At 50.1% G+C, this 18,761-nt stretch carries 17 protein-coding genes; 3 read left to right on the forward strand and 14 right to left on the reverse strand.

All coding sequences use genetic code 11. The features are described 5' to 3' along the window. Positions 1-473 precede the first annotated feature (473 nt). The 9 genes from CLV36_RS15075 to pabB all read right to left on the reverse strand — a co-directional run bounded on the left by CLV36_RS15075 (position 474) and on the right by pabB (position 10,932). Positions 474-875 carry an ATP-binding protein gene (locus CLV36_RS15075; RefSeq protein WP_106343219.1) on the reverse strand — a complete coding sequence of 134 codons (402 nt, stop codon included), beginning with the start codon at positions 873-875 and terminating at the stop codon, positions 474-476. Then, positions 868-2,676 carry an ABC transporter ATP-binding protein gene (locus CLV36_RS15080; protein ID WP_106343244.1) on the reverse strand — a complete coding sequence of 603 codons (1,809 nt, stop codon included), beginning with the start codon at positions 2,674-2,676 and terminating at the stop codon, positions 868-870. The genes CLV36_RS15075 and CLV36_RS15080 overlap by 8 nt, the downstream gene beginning before the upstream one ends. A 551-nt stretch (positions 2,677-3,227) precedes the next feature. Then, positions 3,228-4,007 (reverse strand): GTP-sensing pleiotropic transcriptional regulator CodY, encoded by a 780-nt coding sequence (gene codY / locus CLV36_RS15090; protein WP_102991425.1) that lies wholly within the window; start codon positions 4,005-4,007, stop codon positions 3,228-3,230. 218 nt (positions 4,008-4,225) lie between these two features. Further along, positions 4,226-4,750 carry a signal peptidase I gene (gene lepB / locus CLV36_RS15095; protein WP_181353097.1) on the reverse strand — a complete coding sequence of 175 codons (525 nt, stop codon included), beginning with the start codon at positions 4,748-4,750 and terminating at the stop codon, positions 4,226-4,228. An 829-nt stretch (positions 4,751-5,579) separates the two neighbouring features. Then, positions 5,580-6,407 carry a pyrroline-5-carboxylate reductase gene (proC, locus tag CLV36_RS15105; RefSeq protein ID WP_106343222.1) on the reverse strand — a complete coding sequence of 276 codons (828 nt, stop codon included), beginning with the start codon at positions 6,405-6,407 and terminating at the stop codon, positions 5,580-5,582. Positions 6,408-7,103: 696 nt separating this feature from the next. Then, on the reverse strand, positions 7,104-7,550 hold the full coding sequence (locus CLV36_RS15110) for a GNAT family N-acetyltransferase (protein WP_102991421.1): 447 nt from the start codon (positions 7,548-7,550) through the stop codon (positions 7,104-7,106). A gap of 96 nt (positions 7,551-7,646) precedes the next feature. Further along, positions 7,647-8,363: a hypothetical protein gene (locus CLV36_RS15115; protein WP_106343223.1), complete on the reverse strand. Its 717-nt coding sequence runs from the start codon at positions 8,361-8,363 to the stop codon at positions 7,647-7,649. Positions 8,364-8,462: 99 nt separating this feature from the next. Continuing rightward, positions 8,463-9,422 (reverse strand): UV DNA damage repair endonuclease UvsE, encoded by a 960-nt coding sequence (gene uvsE / locus CLV36_RS15120; protein ID WP_106343224.1) that lies wholly within the window; start codon positions 9,420-9,422, stop codon positions 8,463-8,465. A gap of 67 nt (positions 9,423-9,489) precedes the next feature. Continuing rightward, positions 9,490-10,932 carry an aminodeoxychorismate synthase component I gene (gene pabB, locus CLV36_RS15125; protein WP_106343225.1) on the reverse strand — a complete coding sequence of 481 codons (1,443 nt, stop codon included), beginning with the start codon at positions 10,930-10,932 and terminating at the stop codon, positions 9,490-9,492. Between the two features lie 81 nt (positions 10,933-11,013). Between pabB and CLV36_RS15130 the strand changes: the two genes are divergently transcribed. After that, entirely contained in the window at positions 11,014-11,220 is a 207-nt protein-coding gene (locus CLV36_RS15130; protein ID WP_106343226.1) for a cytosolic protein, read from the forward strand. A gap of 62 nt (positions 11,221-11,282) precedes the next feature. Here CLV36_RS15130 and CLV36_RS15135 read toward each other — a convergent pair whose 3' ends face one another. The 3 genes from CLV36_RS15135 to CLV36_RS15145 form a co-directional block, all read right to left on the reverse strand. After that, entirely contained in the window at positions 11,283-12,995 is a 1,713-nt protein-coding gene (locus CLV36_RS15135) for a VanW family protein (RefSeq protein WP_181353098.1), read from the reverse strand. A gap of 84 nt (positions 12,996-13,079) precedes the next feature. Beyond that, on the reverse strand, positions 13,080-14,162 hold the full coding sequence (mutY, locus tag CLV36_RS15140) for an A/G-specific adenine glycosylase (RefSeq protein ID WP_106343228.1): 1,083 nt from the start codon (positions 14,160-14,162) through the stop codon (positions 13,080-13,082). A 273-nt stretch (positions 14,163-14,435) separates the two neighbouring features. Beyond that, a complete protein-coding gene (locus CLV36_RS15145) occupies positions 14,436-14,777 on the reverse strand; it encodes a hypothetical protein (RefSeq protein WP_106343229.1) in 342 nt (113 codons plus the stop codon). Positions 14,778-15,137: 360 nt separating this feature from the next. Here CLV36_RS15145 and CLV36_RS15150 point away from each other — a divergent pair, with 360 nt between their 5' ends. After that, a complete protein-coding gene (locus tag CLV36_RS15150; protein WP_106343230.1) occupies positions 15,138-16,121 on the forward strand; it encodes a metal-dependent hydrolase in 984 nt (327 codons plus the stop codon). 111 nt (positions 16,122-16,232) lie between these two features. Further along, the gene (locus CLV36_RS15155; protein WP_146130655.1) at positions 16,233-17,168 is read left to right on the forward strand and encodes a mechanosensitive ion channel family protein; all 936 of its coding nucleotides are present in this window, start codon (positions 16,233-16,235) and stop codon (positions 17,166-17,168) included. A gap of 89 nt (positions 17,169-17,257) precedes the next feature. On the opposite strand, the gene CLV36_RS17465 is transcribed toward CLV36_RS15155, so the two are convergent. Next, positions 17,258-17,407 carry a hypothetical protein gene (locus CLV36_RS17465; protein WP_181353099.1) on the reverse strand — a complete coding sequence of 50 codons (150 nt, stop codon included), beginning with the start codon at positions 17,405-17,407 and terminating at the stop codon, positions 17,258-17,260. A gap of 62 nt (positions 17,408-17,469) precedes the next feature. Further along, entirely contained in the window at positions 17,470-18,360 is an 891-nt protein-coding gene (locus CLV36_RS15160) for a DNA-3-methyladenine glycosylase family protein (protein WP_181353100.1), read from the reverse strand. Positions 18,361-18,761 lie beyond the last annotated feature (401 nt).

The raw sequence follows: 18,761 nt of genomic DNA on the forward strand, positions 1-18,761 counted from the left end.
ACGCACCACTCCATGTTGTTCGTGCAGAATATAATTGGCTTTAACACACAAAAAAATGTAACCCCATAGGCTTATCGACCCTATGATATTACATTCCATTTCTCAATTATTGGGTTTGAGAAATGTCAATAGCCATGCTTAATACCATCATCATTTTAGTTGATCGCAAAGTGGGATGCAAGCGTGGGTAACAACGCGTTGAAGGCAACAAATCAATATTTACCAGTATTATTGCCTTCTTCTTGCGATTCTCTTCACAAACTTCCTTATTCAATAGTCTAATCGAAGCTCCCGGTAGAAAGTTGACATATATGTGAACAATTTTTGAGAAGCAGTCAATCGGGGGTGGAACCCGCCTTTCACTGCCGATCTCGACCCATTTTTTTCACATTCAGCCAAGTTAAGCCAGTCCATTTGGTGAAAAAAGCTGCTCTCCATCAAAGAAAGCAGCCTGGATACATCTATTTTTCATTTTAATGCTTGCATGTATTCAGCCATTTGATCACTTCCACACAAGTGCCTGAATCTACGGGAATCTGCTTCATTTCATCCATCAGCATGCCCACATGTTGCAACCCCGATGTCTCACCGAAGGTTTGCTTCTTCCCTTTAGTGATTTCATCGAAGTTGGCGATGCCGGGCCCCGCGTCCTGCACCTGCACCTTGATCCCCCGTCGCTCTTCCTCTTCTACAGCCTCAACCAAAATGTTGCCATGGTCGGCATATTGAATCACATTGCGCGCCAGCTCCGAAACCGATTGGACGATGCGCGCTTGATCCAATTCATCAAAACCCATTTCACGTGCCATTTCTCGCACTTCGCTACGAATGTGCACAATATCCCACTCATAATTGATCTGGAATGTTTTACGCATGTTTTCCCTCCATCAAACCGCTTACGTCCTGTTCTGCATTGCCATTCTCCTCCGGTTTGTTTCCCAAATGCTGCACATTGAACAGCTGGGCATAGAGGCCGTTTTCTCTCAGTAGTTCTTCATGCGTCCCCCGTTCGACCACACGCCCTTGATCGACAACCAGAATCTGGTCGGCGTGGGTAATGGTTGAGAGGCGATGAGCCACAATGATGGTTGTTCGATCTTTTACCAGTCGATCTAGCGACTCCTGCACGAGGTGTTCAGATTGCAAATCAAGGGCCGATGTCGCTTCGTCGAGAATCAGGATGGCAGGATTCTTTAAAAAGACCCTTGCCAAGGCGATCCGTTGTTTTTGCCCCCCAGATAACTTCACGCCGCGTTCGCCAATCTCCGTCTGGTACCCTTCAGGCAACCCCTCTATAAATTCATGGGCATTGGCGGCGCGGGCGGCAGCCCGAATTTCCTCCTCCGTGGCGTCGATGTTGCCCATGCGGATGTTTTCAGCGACGGAACCACTAAACAAAATGTTCTCCTGCAACACCAACCCTATTTGCCCCCGCAAACTTTTTAAAGTGACTTCGCGGATATTGTGGCCGTCAATGCGAATCTCGCCCTCCGCGGTGTCATAAAACCGAGGAATCAGCGAGATGAGGGAAGATTTCCCACCCCCACTTGGCCCGACGAGCGCCACTGTCTGTCCGGGTTCGATCGTCAAATCGATCCCATCTAAAATCCAATCCTGTTCTTTGTGATATCGAAACCGCACCCCGCGAAACTCAATTCTCCCCTTCACCCTAGAGATCGGTTTCGCTCCCGGTTGATCTGTGATTTCATAGGGTTCATCCATGAATTCAAATACACGGTCCATCGAGGCGAAAGCTTGTGTCAATGTGGTCGATGAATTGACAAGGCGCCGAATCGGATTATAAATCAGCCCCATATATCCATAAAAAGCGGTCATTTCTCCAATCGTCATCGTTCCTTGAACCACAAAATAAGCGGACAGCGCGATCACAACAATCGGCGCCAAATCCGTCAAGGTGTTGATGGAGGCAAACGTTTTGGCCACCCATTTCGTATGCGTCATCGCCTTGTCGAGAAAATGCTTGTTTCTTTTTTCAAACTGCCCCTGTTCGTACTCTTCCAAATGAAAGGCCCGAATCACAGAAACACCTTGTAGCCGCTCATGCAAATGGCCTTGCAAGTCGGCCAGCGCTTGGGAACGCTCTTTTGTAAACCGGCGCAAATTCTGGAAAAAATATTTCACGGCCACCCCATAAAACGGAAAAATGACGAGGGAGATCACTGTCATCAAGGGATCCATGTACAGCATCATCCCGATCGCGATCAAAAGGGTCGCCGAATCGAGCCAGATATTCATCATTCCCGTGATCACAAACTCTTTGGTCTGCTCCACGTCATTGATCACGCGTGATATAATTTGGCCCACTTTTTGGTTTTGGTAATACCGCAATGAAAGCTTTTGAATATGGTCAAACAGTTGATTGCGGATGTCATACAACACCCTGCTCGCCGTCCACTGGGCGAAATATTGCCGATAATACTCGACCGGTACGCGCACAACGGTAAACAAAAAGAAGGCCCCGGCGATGACCCAGGCGAGTTTTTCCAACTTGTCTTGATTGGACAAATGAGAAAGCAGCAGATCATCCACCACGTATTTCAAAAGCAACGGCATCAACAACGGGATGCCGAACTTGATCATCCCGATCACCATGGTAAGCGCAATCTCTTTCCAATATGGCTTGACAAACTGGAGATAGCGCCGCATACTCTCCATCTGATTCAACTCCCGCACAATGAACATGGACTCGGTACTCATTATAACAAAGGAATGGTCGTGCATGTGAACAATGGCGGGAATGCCTACTCCTCTGCATGAACTTGTCCGTGCCGCGCAAGGTCATTGACCATTTTGTGACAAATCGACAAACAATGCCTGCGCCCTTTTTTCAGTGATTGGCACCGTGGCTGGCGCGCGTAGCGGTTCCGATGTTAGAAAGTCTTCCGCCGCATGAAGAGCGGTTGCCCACCCGTCTTCCTCAGCGATGCAAAAAACATCACCAATAACGACTTTCGTGCCTGGCTGGGCCGCCAATGCGTTTACATGCGAGCACGACGGACTGCGCGATCAAAACCATCGCGATCCCCATCCGCCCTATCTCTTTTGGCTTCATTCCGTCGCTTGACTCCCCATCACCTTAAGACCGTATAAACGGCCTGAAGACGCTTTCCCTTTCCCTACAATTAATCACATTATACCGCAACATTCCTGAATTTTCATTCAAAAAAGAAAGGCCCAAAGCTCTAAATTGAGCTCGGGCCTTTCTTTCAGTGACGGGCTTTTTCCAGCGCCGGGAGCAATTTGGGGTTGAGAATTTTGATATAGGTACCTTTCATCCCCAAAGAGCGGGATTCCACGACACCAGCGGATTCCAATTTACGCAGAGCGTTTACGATCACCGAACGGGTAATACCCACGCGATCGGCAATTTTGCTCGCAACCAGGAGCCCTTCCAGACCGTCCAATTCATTGAAGATGTGCTCAGCTGCTTCCAACTCACTGAAGGAAAGGGAGTTGATAGCCAATTGCACCACCGCACGGCTGCGTGCTTCCTCTTCCACTTTCCCGGCACGTTCGCGCAGGATTTCCATCCCGACGACCGTCGCGCCGTATTCACCCAGAATGAGATCATCTTCGCCAAACTCCGTGTTCAGGCGGGACAGCACCAATGTGCCCAAGTGATCCCCACCACCGATGATGGGCACCAAAGTGGTGTACCCTTGGCGGAAAAAGTCGCTCATTTCCGTTGGGTAAGCGGTGTAAGGGCTATCGACACCCACGTTCGGCATCGTTTTGTCCACTTCCATCAGCAGTCTAGCATAATCGGTTGGGAATTCGCGGGTTTTGATGTACTGCGCGATCCGTTCGCTTTCTACCTCATGGTTGATGGCCAGACCCAACATTTTCCCTTCCGGGCTGACGATGAAGGTGTTTGCGCCGATGATGTCGCACAAGGCTTGAGCGACTTCATCGAAATCTACCAAGTGATGACCTACGTTTCTTTGAAGAATTTTCGAGATGCGGCGTGTTTTCGTTAACAGATCCATTGCTAAATGCCTCCTAGAAATTTGATACACTTTGTATGTTTATTGAGCCTTCCACATTAACGTCCGATTGGGCTCCAGGACGATCTTGTTAGGGATTCGTTAGGAAAAGCATAACAACACTTACCTATTATGCGCCATTTCATTTGGAACGCAATTTGATTTTTGTGAACAATTTTTGACTTTTATACCTATTTTAAATTATTCCCTTCAGCTTGTGATTACAGCGATGCAGCCAATGAAGGGCGCCACAAAATCAATTCCACTTTTCCGTCAATCAAGGCATAGGGAACCATCCCCACGCCGCTGTACCGGCTGTCCCTAGACGCATAGCGGTGACGGTTGTCCCCCATGACAAATACGGTCTCCTGCCTTACCTTGACCGGGCCAAAATCCCCATCCTCGATCATGCTGTCGATATACGGTTCTTGCACCCGTTTCCCGTTGCGGTACAAAAGGCCGTCGCGTATCTCAATGATGTCTCCCGGCTTCCCAATCACTCGTTTCACCAGATACCGATCTGGATCGGACGGATCACGGAAGGTGATGACGTCACCTACCGTCGGCTTTTCCAATAAAAATTGGAATTTGTTGATCAACAAATGATCCCCATCGTGCAAAGTCGGCTGCATGGACGTTCCGCTCACCACGGAGAGCGCAATTCCGTAGTGATTGACGGTCCAAGCAAATAGGCAGGCATATATTAACACCATCGCCCAACTGTATAGCCGTCTCACTTGCAACATTTCATTCACTCCATCAACCTTCATCTGAAGAGTCAGGTAGTGGTGACACCATATGGAGCGAATGCTAGAGTAAATGGTTCCGCACGGCGATGAACTGCATTTTTCGAATGTTCCTTCGCTCTGGCCACCTGTTCCACACTTGTTGCAGGATCATGATGCGTGGGCCGTTGAGAAAACTGCCCTTCACCAGCCCGCGGAAGCGACCCTTTCGGTTCCAATCGCGATTTTTCATCGCACGCAGCGTGTCTGGGACAGTAACGCTCCCTCCAACCGCATGGAACCAATCAAGTTTGGAAAAGTGACAAACTGCTGATCCAGACGTCTTCCACACATCCCCATCTTTTTCTACCACTTCTGTATGATAGTTGGCAAGTATGCATGGTACAACTTTCGGTAAAATGACGGATTTTTGTCTAACTTTTCCATCGAACTCCCGCGCCATTACGCTTCACACAATGGCATCACCCATATGCGGTGTGGTTTGACCCACAATTTGCACTCCTATTTTTCTTTATTTCCAAAAAAAGAAAAAGATAAAACACCCAAAACTCAGAATTTATCATTGAGTGCATACACGCGTTTTTCTAAAGGTATCACAATCCGCACCGAAAAGAAAAAGAAAACCGGGATCGTTGCCCGGTTTTTTGTGACAATTGTGTGTATGGCAGGCTTAGACCCTATCAATTTCTGGGCCCGACTGTTTCAGGAAAAAGTCTACCCAAACCGTACTCTCATTCGCTTCACGCGTGCCGTGGCTTACCTAGAAAAGTTTTTTCCGCCACTTCTCCCCATTAACACAATTTACCAATCACACCCTAGTCGCAAACGGTCAACAACCGCCACGCTTCCCCATTTCTCCGGCGCGCTCTTTCGCCCGCAATACCGCCATCTTCATCGCTTCAGCCACATCAAATCGGCGCAACACTTCTAGCCCCGCCATCGTCGTTCCACCCGGTGAAGTGACTTCACGGCGCAACTGCTCGGCTTCTTTGCCGCTTTCCATCAACATGTGGGCTGCCCCCAGCAGGGTTTGCACCGTCAGCTGACGGGCTGTTTCAGCCGGCAAGCCAGCGTGCATCCCTGCTGTCTGGAGAGCTTCGGCCATATAGTAAATATAAGCCGGTCCGCTCCCGGATAGGCCAGTGACAGCATCCATGGCGCTTTCATCCACCCGCACCACGGAACCGACACTCATAAATATGCGCTCAGCCATGGCGAATTGCTGTTCAGTCACCGCTTGCCCCCCACAAAGAGCCGTGGCGGACAGGCCCACCGCACAGGAAGTGTTCGGCATGGCCCTGACGACAGCAACCCCGTTATGAACAAATTCCTCAATGGTTTGCGTCGTAATTCCGGCAACAACCGAGATTAACAACTGCCCCGGGCGAAGGCGATTCTGCCAAAAGGTTAGCGCCTCCTCCGCATCTTTCGGTTTCACCGCCAAGATCACAACGTCCGCAAGTGCCACATGATCTATGGTTTGCTTCGCTGCCTCCAATCCGTACCGCTTTACCAACGTTGACATGCGATCGCGATCACCGCGATTAACCATGGAAACTTGGCTGCTGGTGATTTCACGTCGTTTAAGCAATCCCTCCAAAATCGCCTCTGCCATCGCTCCCGCTCCAATAAACCCGATTGCACATTCTTTTAACATCTCGGCCCCTCCTTTAAAAAAATAAACAACCCTCTTATGTCCCCAAAGGACGAAAGAGGGTTGTTCTTCCGCGGTACCACCTTTGTTGGCGCACGGCTTCCATGAATGCGCCCAACTCCTGCGATTCACATCGCATCCTGATAACGGGATGGGTCCCGATCCGGCTCTTCACCGGCAGCATCGGAGGATGGGTTCGAACAACCGGACTGGCAAGGCCTTTCAACCGGTGGGCCTCGCTCTCTGTACAGCCGGATCTGCTCTACTGGTCCTCGTCATCGCGTTTAACCGAAGTAATTTTTTAATATTATGCGAAATGAACCGCTGAAAGTCAAGCAAAACCTTGGCATATCGGCTCCCAAATAATCATGCAATCCTGCGGATAATCCATGCAAAATCGATTCTTCGTTTGTCTTCTCTTTGCACACATGACCTCATCATTTTTATCGATGAATCCCTTCCGCCCCGCGGTAAAATTTTATATCACTTTTTATCCACCAAAGGCTGAAATGGGCTAATTTACAAACTAGACACGGTTTCATATAAAATAAAAAATCGGATGTTTAATGAATTTTAAATTGAAAGCGCATTCAAAGTGTAGTATTCTTAATCCTATATAGGTATCATTAAAATGTGAAAGGGTTTGGATCAAAAAAAATCTGCCTATGCTGGTAGGCAGACGATAATAAAAAAAGAAAATTAACCCGTTTGTCCATGTGAATAGGATGAAACAGCGTAAAGTTCCTTTTCCAAACGTGTAGAACAGCCATTGGTGTAACCAAGGTGCTGGTAAAATGGAAATAACTTTTCCGTTCCTTCATCCACCGTGATCCAAATCCTTTTAACACCTTTTTGCAAAAAGCGTTGTTCCAATTCGCGCACCAACATGGTGCCAACTCTGCGCTTTTGGTAATCGGGATGAACCGCCAGGCAATAAAAGAACCCCGTATGACCATCGATAGTGCCCACTATGGCTCCTACTACTCTTCCATCCGGCGCTTCCGCTACGATGACCAAATCTCGGTCATAACCCAATTGCTCAGTCAACACTTGCAACGTGTCTTTTTCTTGTTCATGAGATGCGGTCATTTGCCAGATTTGAGAGACATCATGGGCATCGGCAAGTTGAAAAGACCGTAGGCGCATAAAGTTTCTCCTCCAATGGGGAATTATACATCTGTTTGGCTTTTCTATTTTAACTCAAGATTGATTTCCTTTTCAATCCGAGCCTAGATGGAAGGATTATCTAGAGCATGACAGCATCAGCTCTTTGGCCGCCTTCCACAGCCAGGGAACATAACATGCCAAAGTCAAACCCAATAAGACTGAAAATGTCGACAATGACCAGTGAACGACAACCGAACCAGCCAAAAGCAAACTCCATACCAACAGAGACCACCAACTCAACCAACGGGAAAAGCCCGGGGTGTAAAACATGGCAGCGGTATAGATAAACCCGCCAATGGCCAAGCATGATGGGGCAAACACGGTGGCAAGGTGCGAGAGCAAGTCGTCCCACTCATTGATATGGCTTAACAACGCGGAGGTCGGCATGTGAACGAAATACTTCATCAATGCGGGATACAACACCATCTGAATCACATAATGGAGCGCAAGTGCCGAACTGCCGATCAACTGAATCAACCAAGCCCAATGCAGAATAAAGCGAAATTGTTTGTTCAACGCGAAAGTCAAAATGCCGAAAGAGCAAACCAAACCCAAGCTGGACAACAGCATACTGGACCAAGAGACCGTCACTAGCCATTCATTTTGCACCACAAACTGGGTGCGCATGAGCCAATCGCCCCGCAGTACGTGTACCAGCACAAACAACATGAAGAACCCTGCCAGACCATGCAAGCAGGCCGAACTTCTCAACACCCAAGCAAACCACATGCGCCTTGCGTTTTGGGAAGTTGCCGCCAGCACGCTATTCATCTGTGGGAGTCGCCCTGCCATGTATTCCCCCCTCCTCACCCCTAACAAGGCCTATCCTCTTTTTTATTTTAACCTACACCTACGAACGTTTAATCATTTCACCCTAAATTTTTTCATTTTTTAGATTCGTATCGTGGCTTGATTCATCACGGAAACGCCCTCTTTTTGCCTTAATTGTTCCATCAACTGAAACAGGGCACCATCTTTCTGTTTTGCTTCAATCATAACATCCAGCCGATCCGTGTGCGTTGCGGCTGCCTTCAGAAAAGGATACAAATCATCTACTTCCACATAATCAGCATGTCCGCGTGCATCGGTCTCGCTTTTGGGGCTGGAAATGTGGATCTTGGGGGGAAATGGCTCTTTGGCCCAAGTGGCCACAATCCTCGGCCACAAGTCTTCCTCTTTTTCCCCATGATGGTTGAGGCGGTGGTGGTGAAGGTCCAGCACCATGGGCACACCCACTGTTTCAGCGAGATGCAGCGTCTCTGCCGCCGTGTAAGTCGTGTCATCATTCTCCAAACAGAGGTGCGCTTGGATCCGCGCATCCAACCGCTTGAAGTTGCCGAGAAACCGCTCCATTGAATCCTCCTTGTTTCCATACACTCCCCCCACATGGATGTTGCATTTGTGCCCGCTATGTAAACCCATCGCTGCTAGCATCTTAACATGGCGGATCAAATCCTTGTATGAAGCGGCAAACACCTCATTGTTTGGTGTGTTGAGGACAGTGTAGTGTTCGGGATGGAATCCGACCCGCATCTGATGGTCCTGCACCATTTGCCCGATCTCTTTCAACTCCGGCAAGAGCGCCCGAACAAAATCCCGCCCTCCGACCAACGCATGCCCTGCCAGCGGAATCAAGCGGGACGAAAACCGGTAAAACTTGATGTCATGCGCCAAGGCGTGATACAAAATCCGCTTCGTGTTGGCAAGGTTCTCTTTGGCAATGCGAATGATTTTCTTCATTGCCAACTGCGGCTGGCCTATCTGCTGAAATGCCTTCACCGTCATGGTTTTGGAAGGTGAAGCGTTTTGCACCTGACTACTCATGGCCACAAAACCAAATCGCACAATCATTTGCCATCACCCATCATAGTATGTCCCTTCCACCCGTTTGCCACGCGCCGGGACGATGAAACAGGCCTTAACCGGGAAGGGTGGCTACCGTTGCCGTGGCGTTCGCCAAAGATAATGCTTTTTTCAGCGCAAACGCTTTGTCCAATGTCTCTTGGTATTCGCTATCTGGATCGGAATCGGCGACGATGCCCCCGCCCACATGAAAATAAGCCTTCCCTTGATGACATACGATGGTTCGGATCACCATGCTCAGATCAAATGTCCCCCGCGCATCCAGAAAGCCAAGCCCCCCGGAGTAAATGCCGCGTGCTCCCATTTCCAATTCAAACAAGATTTCCATGGCTCTGATTTTGGGCGCCCCCGTCATTGAACCGCCAGGAAAAGCGGCTTCAATCACATCCACTGGCGAACGTCCAGCCGGCAAGATACCCTCAACGGTAGACACCAGCTGATGCACGGTGGCATACGACTCCACTTGTAGCAACTTGGGGACGCAAACCGATCCCGTCTCACAAACGCGCCCTAAGTCATTGCGCACCAAGTCGACGATCATAACATTTTCGGCGCGGTCTTTGGAATGGGACGCCAGATCACGAACTAACTTCTGGTCTTCTTCAATGTTTCCTGCGCGGGGGCGGGTACCTTTGATCGGCCTGCTTTCCACAACCCGCCGCTCATCCATGCGCAAGAAGCGCTCCGGCGATGAAGAGACCACCGCCCACTTCCCCAAACGCAAATAAGCAGAAAACGGAGCGGGATTAACCCTACGCAAGATGGTGTAAAGGTGGTATGGATCTCCTGAAAAATCCGTTTCCCATTGATAGGTATAACAGGCTTGGTATATTTCGCCGCGCCCAATATACTCCTTGATCTTCCGAATCCGTTCACGATATGCCTCCGGTGTGACCGCACTGCGAAACGCCCCCATCTGCCCGTCATTCACCGCTTTCGGTACGGTCGGGGGATGAAACGGCTCCTGCATTATTTGGCGCAATTTGGCAATCCACGCCGTTACCCTGCGCTTGGCTGTAGCAGGATCCCCTTCATACAGGTGACTAACCACCGCTTTTTTCTCTAGATGATCGTATATAAGCACTTGGTCGACAAACATCCAAAACATCTCGGGCGCTTGAGTGGGATCATTTCGATGAACGGGCACCCGCTCCACATGGCGGTTGCACTCATAGCCCACATACCCAACCCAACCGCCGACAAAAGGGAAGGGACAATCCATCTTAAGGGCGCTTTGTTGCTCCAAGACGCGCCGCAACGTGGCAAAGGGTGACTCCTCGCTAAACCGTCCCTCTCCCTCGGCATGACGCCATTCGGTTTGTCCATCCACAGTGGATAGGATTTGGCGCGGACGCCCCCCCATCATGGAATAACGGCTCAGTCCCTCAACTAAGCGGGAACTGTCCAGCCAAAACGCATACGGCTCATCTCGATACATTTTTGTGAAGACTTGCTCCAAATCAATCGGAAAAGGAATTTCCTCCATCAGCCAGTTCATTTCATTTCACACGCCTTTCTGCACAGCCTTCCGCGTATGTTTTGCGTTTTCCCTCCCATACTAAACGGGAGGTGATACCCTGTGTATTATGGTAGAACGTTTGACGAATTAAGCATGGTTCCGCTGTCGCAATGGACGATGGAAGAATTGACCTACCACCATTTCGTGATGTCCCAGCTGTCCCCATTGATGAATGTCCAGGGAACCAGCCTACACCATGATCTCATCGGGGAGATCGAGCAACGCGGAGGTCTGGCCGCGATTCAACCGGAAGACCCTCTCGCTTGAACGCATGAAAAAACACCCGGATTGACCGGGTGTTTCACATGAAAGCACAGTAAAAAGGGCGATCAGTTTCCCGTTTTAGACGATGGTTCGGTCTGTTGGGTCGGGTTCACTTTCACTTGGGTAAATGTTTCCGGGGGAGCTTGCACTTTCTTCTTGGTTACCTTCGCTCCCGGTGCCGTGTAAGTGTAAACGGTCAGATAAGGGCCGGCCATTTTGATCTTGATCATCACAGGCTTGTTGAGATTGTTTCTGAATTTGAAATCAGGTCCGCCCCAAGAAACGGTCGCATCCCGGCCTTTAGGCACATAAGTCACTTCAGCGCTGTGGTGGTTCACTTGCAACATCTTCAAGCCCGCCTCATCCACGCTGTTGTACAAGGTGGATGACACTTGACAAATGCCGCCCCCGATCCCTTCTGTGAATTCGCCCTTCACGATGACGCCGGCGGTTTTGTAGCCGCGCGCAGTGGTGCGCTCACCGACGACTTGGTTGAAGGAAAACTTCTCACCAGGCATGAGGATAATACCGCTAATCGCTTTGGAAGCGAGTCGCATATTGATCGTCCGGTTCACATTTCCGGGATCAAACTTCGTCCCATATTTGCCGATCAATTTTTTGTCGACATTTTTAATGTCCTGTGTTGTCACCAGCGGCTTAAGGGTGATCATGGGAATAGGCTGCGGCTTGTTGATCAAAGGTTTCAGATTCTTTAACCACTCTTCCACCTTTTTCACATCGACCTTGCGCCCGTCTTGCTCTGGTGTGATCTTACCCCCAATCCGGCTAGCTTTGGCATTTTTCGGCTCCACATTTACTTTTTTCTGCACCGAGTCCAGCCACGTCCGCAATTGATGCTGATCGATCGTGTTTTCATTTTTGCCGTCATAGCCAATGGTGTTCAAATCAAGCTTAAACGATTGCCCATCCAAGGTTAATTCAAAGTAATTGGGCTTTTGAACCGGCTGTTCTGCTTTGGGGTTATTGGTTCCTGCAGAAGTCTGCTGTTCGTAGGCAAAAGCGCTAAAACCAACTACTCCGGCGATCACCATCGAGGAAACGATACCCATTACCAACAATTTCTTGGGTCGTGGTGTGGTGCGGATTTCGCGCTTCACCGATTTGAACACGCCTGTGTCATCCGTCACAGCGGCAGATGCATCGGCTGGAGCGGGTTCAGGTTGGCGCTTCTCTTCGGCCTTTTTCGACTCTTCTTTCTCCAGATTGGCGATTTCCTCACTGAAGTCCACCTTCATGGTCGCCAGGGGATGCGGTTCCTGCTTAGGAGCGATTTCGGCCTTGGGTGCTTCCGCTACCGGAGCGTCGTTTTCCGGCTTCACTTCCTCTGCTGGTTGCGCGGGCTCCTCCGCCGTCACCGCTTGCGTTGCTTCCTCCGGTTGATCAGGCTTTGTTTCTTGTGCCTCAGGTGCGCTTTCCTGATTTTGCTCCAAAATCGGCGTTGCCTTGTTCTCCGTGTCCCACTGGCCAAAAATCTTGAGCTCCATCGTGTCAAAGGCACGGTCGCGGTCAATCTCTTTGGTTTCTGCCGGTTCTGCCTCATCTTTGTCGGCGGGCTGGAAAGCGGTTTCGTCCCCTGTCACCTCGGGTGTTTGCTCTGCCGCCTCATCCTTCGGCGTCGCCTGTTTCACTTCCGCATCACATTCGGGAGATGCGGCTTTTCGCTCGTCACTTTCTTGACCTGCCGGCGATTGCAATTCTTCTGCCGCGTCCTTCTTTCCCTCAGGCAACTGCTCTTCGATCGGTTTTTTACCTTCCACAGACACTCTCTCCCTATCTGATGTGTAAATCAATATAAGAAACATCGTTTTGAGGCGCCAAACTGTTGCCCATTCATTTGGAAATCATATGAATAATTGCAATGCTTTACGGTAAACGTTTGAAAAAGGTTTATCTTTGATTTGTTGGGCTGACATCCATGTAAGCGACGGGGACGCGGTATCATCTGCTCGCTTCACATCTCCACGTAACACAGTCACCTTCCAATGCTGATGGCTGAAGATGTGCTCAAACTTCCCCGCTACCGTTACATTCGTAACGTCCAGACCATTTTTGTCACAAAACCGGTAGGCTTCATCTAAGGGATCCTTCGCTTCGGCTAAGTGAATGGTTGGCAATCCCCACATGCCCGCAAGCAGTCCTTCATCCGGCCGTTTTTCAACCAAGGCTCGCTCATCCTGCGTCAACCACAACATCACCATGTCCATTCGCTTAGGCGGTTTGGCTTTCTTCTTGCGCGGCAGTTCTTCCTCGATTCCCTCTGCATATGCATTACAGACAGACTGCAGGGGGCAGAATAGACATTGTGGCGAAGACGGCGTGCAAATGAGCGCTCCCAATTCCATCAAGGCTTGGTTGAAGTCGCCGGGAGCATCTTCCGGAATCAGTTGCAAGGCAATGTGCTCCATTTTTTTACGGGTAGAAGCCAGCGCGATATCGTCTGTCAACGCAAACAAGCGAGAGAACACGCGCATGACGTTGCCGTCTACCGCCGCCGCTTTTTTATTGTAGGCGATGCTCAACACGGCACCGGCAGTATAAGGGCCAATTCCCTTCAGCTTGGAAATGGTCTCCAGATCATCGGGCACACGGCTTCCATAATGGGTGGATACTTCCTTCACCGCCGCATGCAAATTTTTCACGCGCGAGTAATACCCCAACCCTTCCCAGGCTTTGATCACCTGCTCTTCCGGTGCTTTAGCCAAATCGTCCAGCGTCGGGAACTGTTCAATAAAACGCTGAAAATAGGGGATAACTGTATCGACACGAGTTTGTTGGAGCATGATTTCAGAAACCCAAATCTTATATGGATCCTGATCCTTCCTCCATGGCAGATCCCTCCGATTGCGGTTGTACCAATCAAGAAGCTCCCACCCAATAATCTGAACCACTTCCCCATCTATGGTGAAGACATCTTTTTTTACCAATACCTTTGCCTCCTTAATACTTGTTCACCGGCAAAGTCTAAGGAAGTGTAAGCGTCAATCTCTTATTTAAAAGATTGGTTATATACATCATACACTGTTATTCCAACCAAAGGATATAGACAGATTTTAAACATTGCTCATGATAACGGGCTTATCGAAAAGAAAAGGGGAAACGGGCGACAGGAGACAGGATGAATGAGGCTTTAAGGTGCAAAAGACCCGCCTCCGTCGCATGAAGAGGTAGCTTCATTTTGGGATTGCCAGCCGCCGGGGTTAGACGTCTTGGCGGGGAGATGCGGAGAGCGAACGATCATCAAACAGGCGGAAAATCCACGAGCGGACTTTGCCGCGCCCACCTTTAATCCAGGGGTCCATCGCATGGCCCCAGCCATGTTCTAGCGCAGTGCGCATGCGCTTGACAAGGTTGGCCTGTTCCCATGATGGCACTTGGATCATTTCAACAATGAGGCCCGGCTGATCACAACTTTCCCCTCCGTGGTATGACGCAATTGGAATCTGGTCCTTCATCTCTTCACGCAGGATGCACAACGCTTGGGCCACTTCGTCCATGGCTTGTTTATCAACGGCATATTCGACAAAAACGATATACAACATCTTCACTCCTTTTCAAGGAAGTTTTCACCCATTGACTCGTAAAATCTGTTAGACTTTTGTAGAAGTCTCTGTCAGTCATTCTGACGATCCACCATGCCCAGCCATTGCGCACCAAACGGTTTTCCAGTCAACAACCCGAGGGTGAAAGCTTCATTATCGGGAACAGCCTATCAAGCGGGAACCGGACCAAAGCGAGCGAACCGGGCATGTCAAAAGGAATGGCATGGCACCTGGCTCCATCCGTTCCCATCGCTTCCTGATCAACCCGTCAAGGATGCAAGCCGCAACCTTTTTCAATGAGAAAGGGTTGCTGTTCCCGACGACAGCATGTCAATCCATTTTTCTAAAGGGGGATGGTGAATGGATACGGTCACGCACTTCGTCATGGGTATCGGCCTCTTTGGCTTGGCCCACCTCGATCCCGCCATCGGCGCCAATCCAGACACTTCGCAAGCGGTTCTCTTGGGGACTGTCATCGGCTCGCAAATGCCTGACTCCGACACGATCTTCCGCTTCCGAGGCAACGCCACCTACATTCGCCAGCATCGCGGCTTCAGCCACTCGCTCCCGATGCTGTCCATCTGGCCTAGTTTCATCACCGCCGGCCTGCATTTGTTTTGGCCCAACGCCGATATGGTTCACCTGTGGTGGTGGACGTTCCTGGCTGTCTTCATCCATATATTCATCGACCTGTTCAACTCATACGGTACACAAGCAGGGCGGCCTTTCACAAATAAGTGGATCGCTTTTCACACATTGGCTATTTTCGATCCCTTCATTTTTTCCATCCACTTGGTCGGTTTTCTTCTGTGGTGGCTGTTTCCAAACCAAGTCGGTTTTCTCTTTCTCACCATCTATGTAGCGATCGCGGTCTATATCGCCATCCGGATATGGATCCGCCGAAGATTGACCCGTGCTGTGCAGCGCGATCTCAACCGCAACGGGCGCTACACACTGATCCCCACCGGCAATTGGTTTCACTGGAAAGTGATCGCTGAATTTGCGGAAGAAGTCCATCTGGGGGAAATCCGCGACCAACAATTGTTATGGACCGGCAGGATCTCCACTAAGGGATTGCAACATCCGGCGACCCTCCATTCGAAAAAAGCGGAACCAATCGCAGCCTTTTTAGATTTCACTTCATATGGCTATCCCGAAGTTCGCAAACGCGCTTATGGGTATGAGGTGAGATGGCTAGATGTTCGTTACCACTCCAAAAAACATTTTCCTTTCTTGGCCGTCGCTTTGCTTGACCACGAGTATAACATTATTTACTCTTTTGTGGGGTGGATCAATCAAGAGCAGTTAGACAAAAAAGTTAAACAATCCTTGCCGTCTAGTTGAGGCGTGTCCGACGGGCTGGGGCGGTTTGCCGCCCCCCTTGCCGCGGAAGGGACGGAGGAAAATAAAGGCGCCCCAAACCCTTGGCATAACATCATCGGAGGTGCAATTCTTTTGATTTGGGAACAAGCAACCTCAACAGCCTTGGAGCAAAAAGTCTCAACCGTGAGCAACCTCGCCGCGGAGACGAAAACTCTATTCACCAAAATCATTGAAGATCCTGTGCAATACATTCTGTTGCCTGTTGGGGAAATCACACTTATCATCGTACTCACGATCGTTGCTTTGCGCTTTATCGATCGACTGATCGACAAAGTGTTTGAATTAAGCCGCATTGAGAGCAAAAAAGCTGATACCTTGCGCAAATTGATCAAATCGATCGCGCGGTATGGCATCTATTTCATGTCCGCTCTGACGCTTTTAATCAATCTCGGCTTTGATCCTCTTCCGGTGTTGGCGGGTGCCGGAATCCTGGGCTTGGCCATCGGATTCGGTGCCCAAAATCTGGTGCGCGACATCATCACCGGATTTTTCCTCATTTTCGAAAGCCAATTGGAAGTTGGGGATTTTGTAGAGATCAACGGCCAAATCAGCGGCAGAGTCGAAGAAGTGGGCTTAAGGGTGACCAAAGTCCGCGAATTCAACCAACGTCTTCATTACATCGCCAATGGAAACATCACGCAGGTGACCAACTACAACCGCGAGCAGATGCGGGCCATTGTGGCAGTCACGGTGCCCTATGAATCAGATTTGACCGTGGTCAACCAGGCCTTGGAGAAAATGTGCAGTACCATCGCTGAGCGCTACGCGCCCCATCTGATCCAACCACCCGAGATCATGGGCATCACGCGTATCGACCAGACCGGGGTGGAATTCACCGTCACCGCACTGAGCGAACCAGAACAACACTGGTCCCTTGAGCGGGAAATGCGCAAAGAAGCGGTGATCAGCCTTCATCAGCAAGGGATTCCGATCGCCTATCCGCGTAGCGTGATCTACAGCCCCGAACAGCAAATGCAGGCGCAAGTCCCCGCCAAAGTGAATAGTTGACCTTCTTCCGGCTTGATCGGGACAGGTGGCAACGATTGACACGACAAAACCCCGGTCAAAAAAACCCGACCGGGGTTTTCAAATGTGCATTAAAATATTGTCCGCTCCATGAGCGCCAGCACCGCGACAACACCCACAGAGATCATGATCCACAAGGCCGTGGATTTGAGATCGCGCATCAGCACGCCATGCTCATCCACCGCGGCAACCCGTTTTTCTTTAACTCTCTTCTTGGCCAACCGGGAGCGCCTCCTTTTCATCTGCATTCATTCATGATGATTCTATCACATTTTGTTCAACCCTACTTCACATTATCCAACGAATCCCACAAATAAAATGTCACATAACTCCGATAAGGTGCCCAGCTTTCCCCCCATTGCCGCACTTCTTCTTCCCCCGGTTGATGATCGAGGCCGTAAACGCGCTTCAACGTATTGCGCAAACCGATATCGGCTGCCGGTAACAAATCGGGCCGCCCCAACCCGAACAACAAAACGCATTCTACCGTCCACCGCCCGATTCCCCTAATCGGCAACAAGGTGTGCAAAACCTCTTCATCACTGAGGGACCACAAAGCTTCTAACGACAATTCCCCATTTACCACTTTGCGAGAAAAATCAATGATATATTCCGCTTTGCGCCGATTGAATTGCAATGCTTGCAACTCCTCATATTTCAAGCGGGCCACTTGTTCCGGTGTCGGAAATAACACCCACTCCCGCCCCCGGAACACCGCTTTGCTACCGGCAAGTTCCTGAAACCGCTGAATCAGCGTCGCCGCAAAAGAGACATGGAGTTGCTGGCCGATAATCGTTTTGACCACACACTCATACAGGCTGGGCTCTAACACAAAGTGCAACCCTTCCCGCTCGGCGATGACGGGCGCCAAGACAGGATGCTCCCTCATCTGCTCATAAAATGGCGTCAAATCGACTTGGGTGCTGAACATCCGGGCCACCTTACGCTTTATTTCTTCCGCTTCTCCTTCAGCCAGAGCCCCCTCGATTTCCACCCGTAACGCGTTTTCCCCAGCAAGCGGCTCCACCGTGCACAGGAGCGGGCCTCGCGAGCCGTGCATGGTGCGGGACAACTTATCCCCGTCGGCTACGAAACTAGTCTTCTCAAACGTGCGCAACCGCTTGGTGGTCAGTTCGAAAGAATAGGGATAGATCAATGGCAATTGGAATTGCATTAGGAATAACCCCTTTCCACACTGAATCGGCCCCGCCACAGTGCTGTAAAATCGATTATCCGATATGCACGGCATTCGCCATCACGGCTCAGCCCAGCCTCCATCGATCTAGGGGGCCGATCTCCGACTACCGGACTCATCCAGACCTTTGCTTGTGCCCCATCCATTTTACCATTTTCACATGATTTCAAAATCATCGTCACTTATTGTTCAGAACACGCCCCTTTCCAACCGGGAGATGCGCGCTATAATTTTCTCATAAATAACAGCCTGGACGGCTCCAGGCTACACACCAAATCTACAGCGAACGCTGAAGTTGCCTCATCGCTTGACTAGGGTGTGTCTGGCAAATCAAGTTGGTAGGGAAGAAGCGGCGGAAAAACCTTTTCTCGAGGAGCGCC

Origin of the sequence: Laceyella sediminis (assembly GCF_003003125.1) — a bacterium.
GTDB classification, from domain to species: domain Bacteria; phylum Bacillota; class Bacilli; order Thermoactinomycetales; family Thermoactinomycetaceae; genus Laceyella; species Laceyella tengchongensis.

Bases quoted from the DNA above. Each gene is read 5' to 3' on its own strand.
- CLV36_RS15075 (WP_106343219.1), bottom strand. From the start codon at position 875: ATGCGTAAAACATTCCAGATCAATTATGAGTGGGATATTGTGCACATT.
- CLV36_RS15080 (WP_106343244.1), bottom strand. From the start codon at position 2,676: ATGGAGAGTATGCGGCGCTATCTCCAGTTTGTCAAGCCATATTGGAAA.
- codY (WP_102991425.1), bottom strand. From the start codon at position 4,007: ATGGATCTGTTAACGAAAACACGCCGCATCTCGAAAATTCTTCAAAGA.
- lepB (WP_181353097.1), bottom strand. From the start codon at position 4,750: ATGTTGCAAGTGAGACGGCTATACAGTTGGGCGATGGTGTTAATATAT.
- proC (WP_106343222.1), bottom strand. From the start codon at position 6,407: ATGTTAAAAGAATGTGCAATCGGGTTTATTGGAGCGGGAGCGATGGCA.
- CLV36_RS15110 (WP_102991421.1), bottom strand. From the start codon at position 7,550: ATGCGCCTACGGTCTTTTCAACTTGCCGATGCCCATGATGTCTCTCAA.
- CLV36_RS15115 (WP_106343223.1), bottom strand. From the start codon at position 8,363: ATGGCAGGGCGACTCCCACAGATGAATAGCGTGCTGGCGGCAACTTCC.
- uvsE (WP_106343224.1), bottom strand. From the start codon at position 9,422: ATGATTGTGCGATTTGGTTTTGTGGCCATGAGTAGTCAGGTGCAAAAC.
- pabB (WP_106343225.1), bottom strand. From the start codon at position 10,932: ATGAACTGGCTGATGGAGGAAATTCCTTTTCCGATTGATTTGGAGCAA.
- CLV36_RS15145 (WP_106343229.1), bottom strand. From the start codon at position 14,777: ATGTTGTATATCGTTTTTGTCGAATATGCCGTTGATAAACAAGCCATG.
- CLV36_RS15150 (WP_106343230.1), top strand. From the start codon at position 15,138: ATGGATACGGTCACGCACTTCGTCATGGGTATCGGCCTCTTTGGCTTG.
- CLV36_RS15160 (WP_181353100.1), bottom strand. From the start codon at position 18,360: ATGCAATTCCAATTGCCATTGATCTATCCCTATTCTTTCGAACTGACC.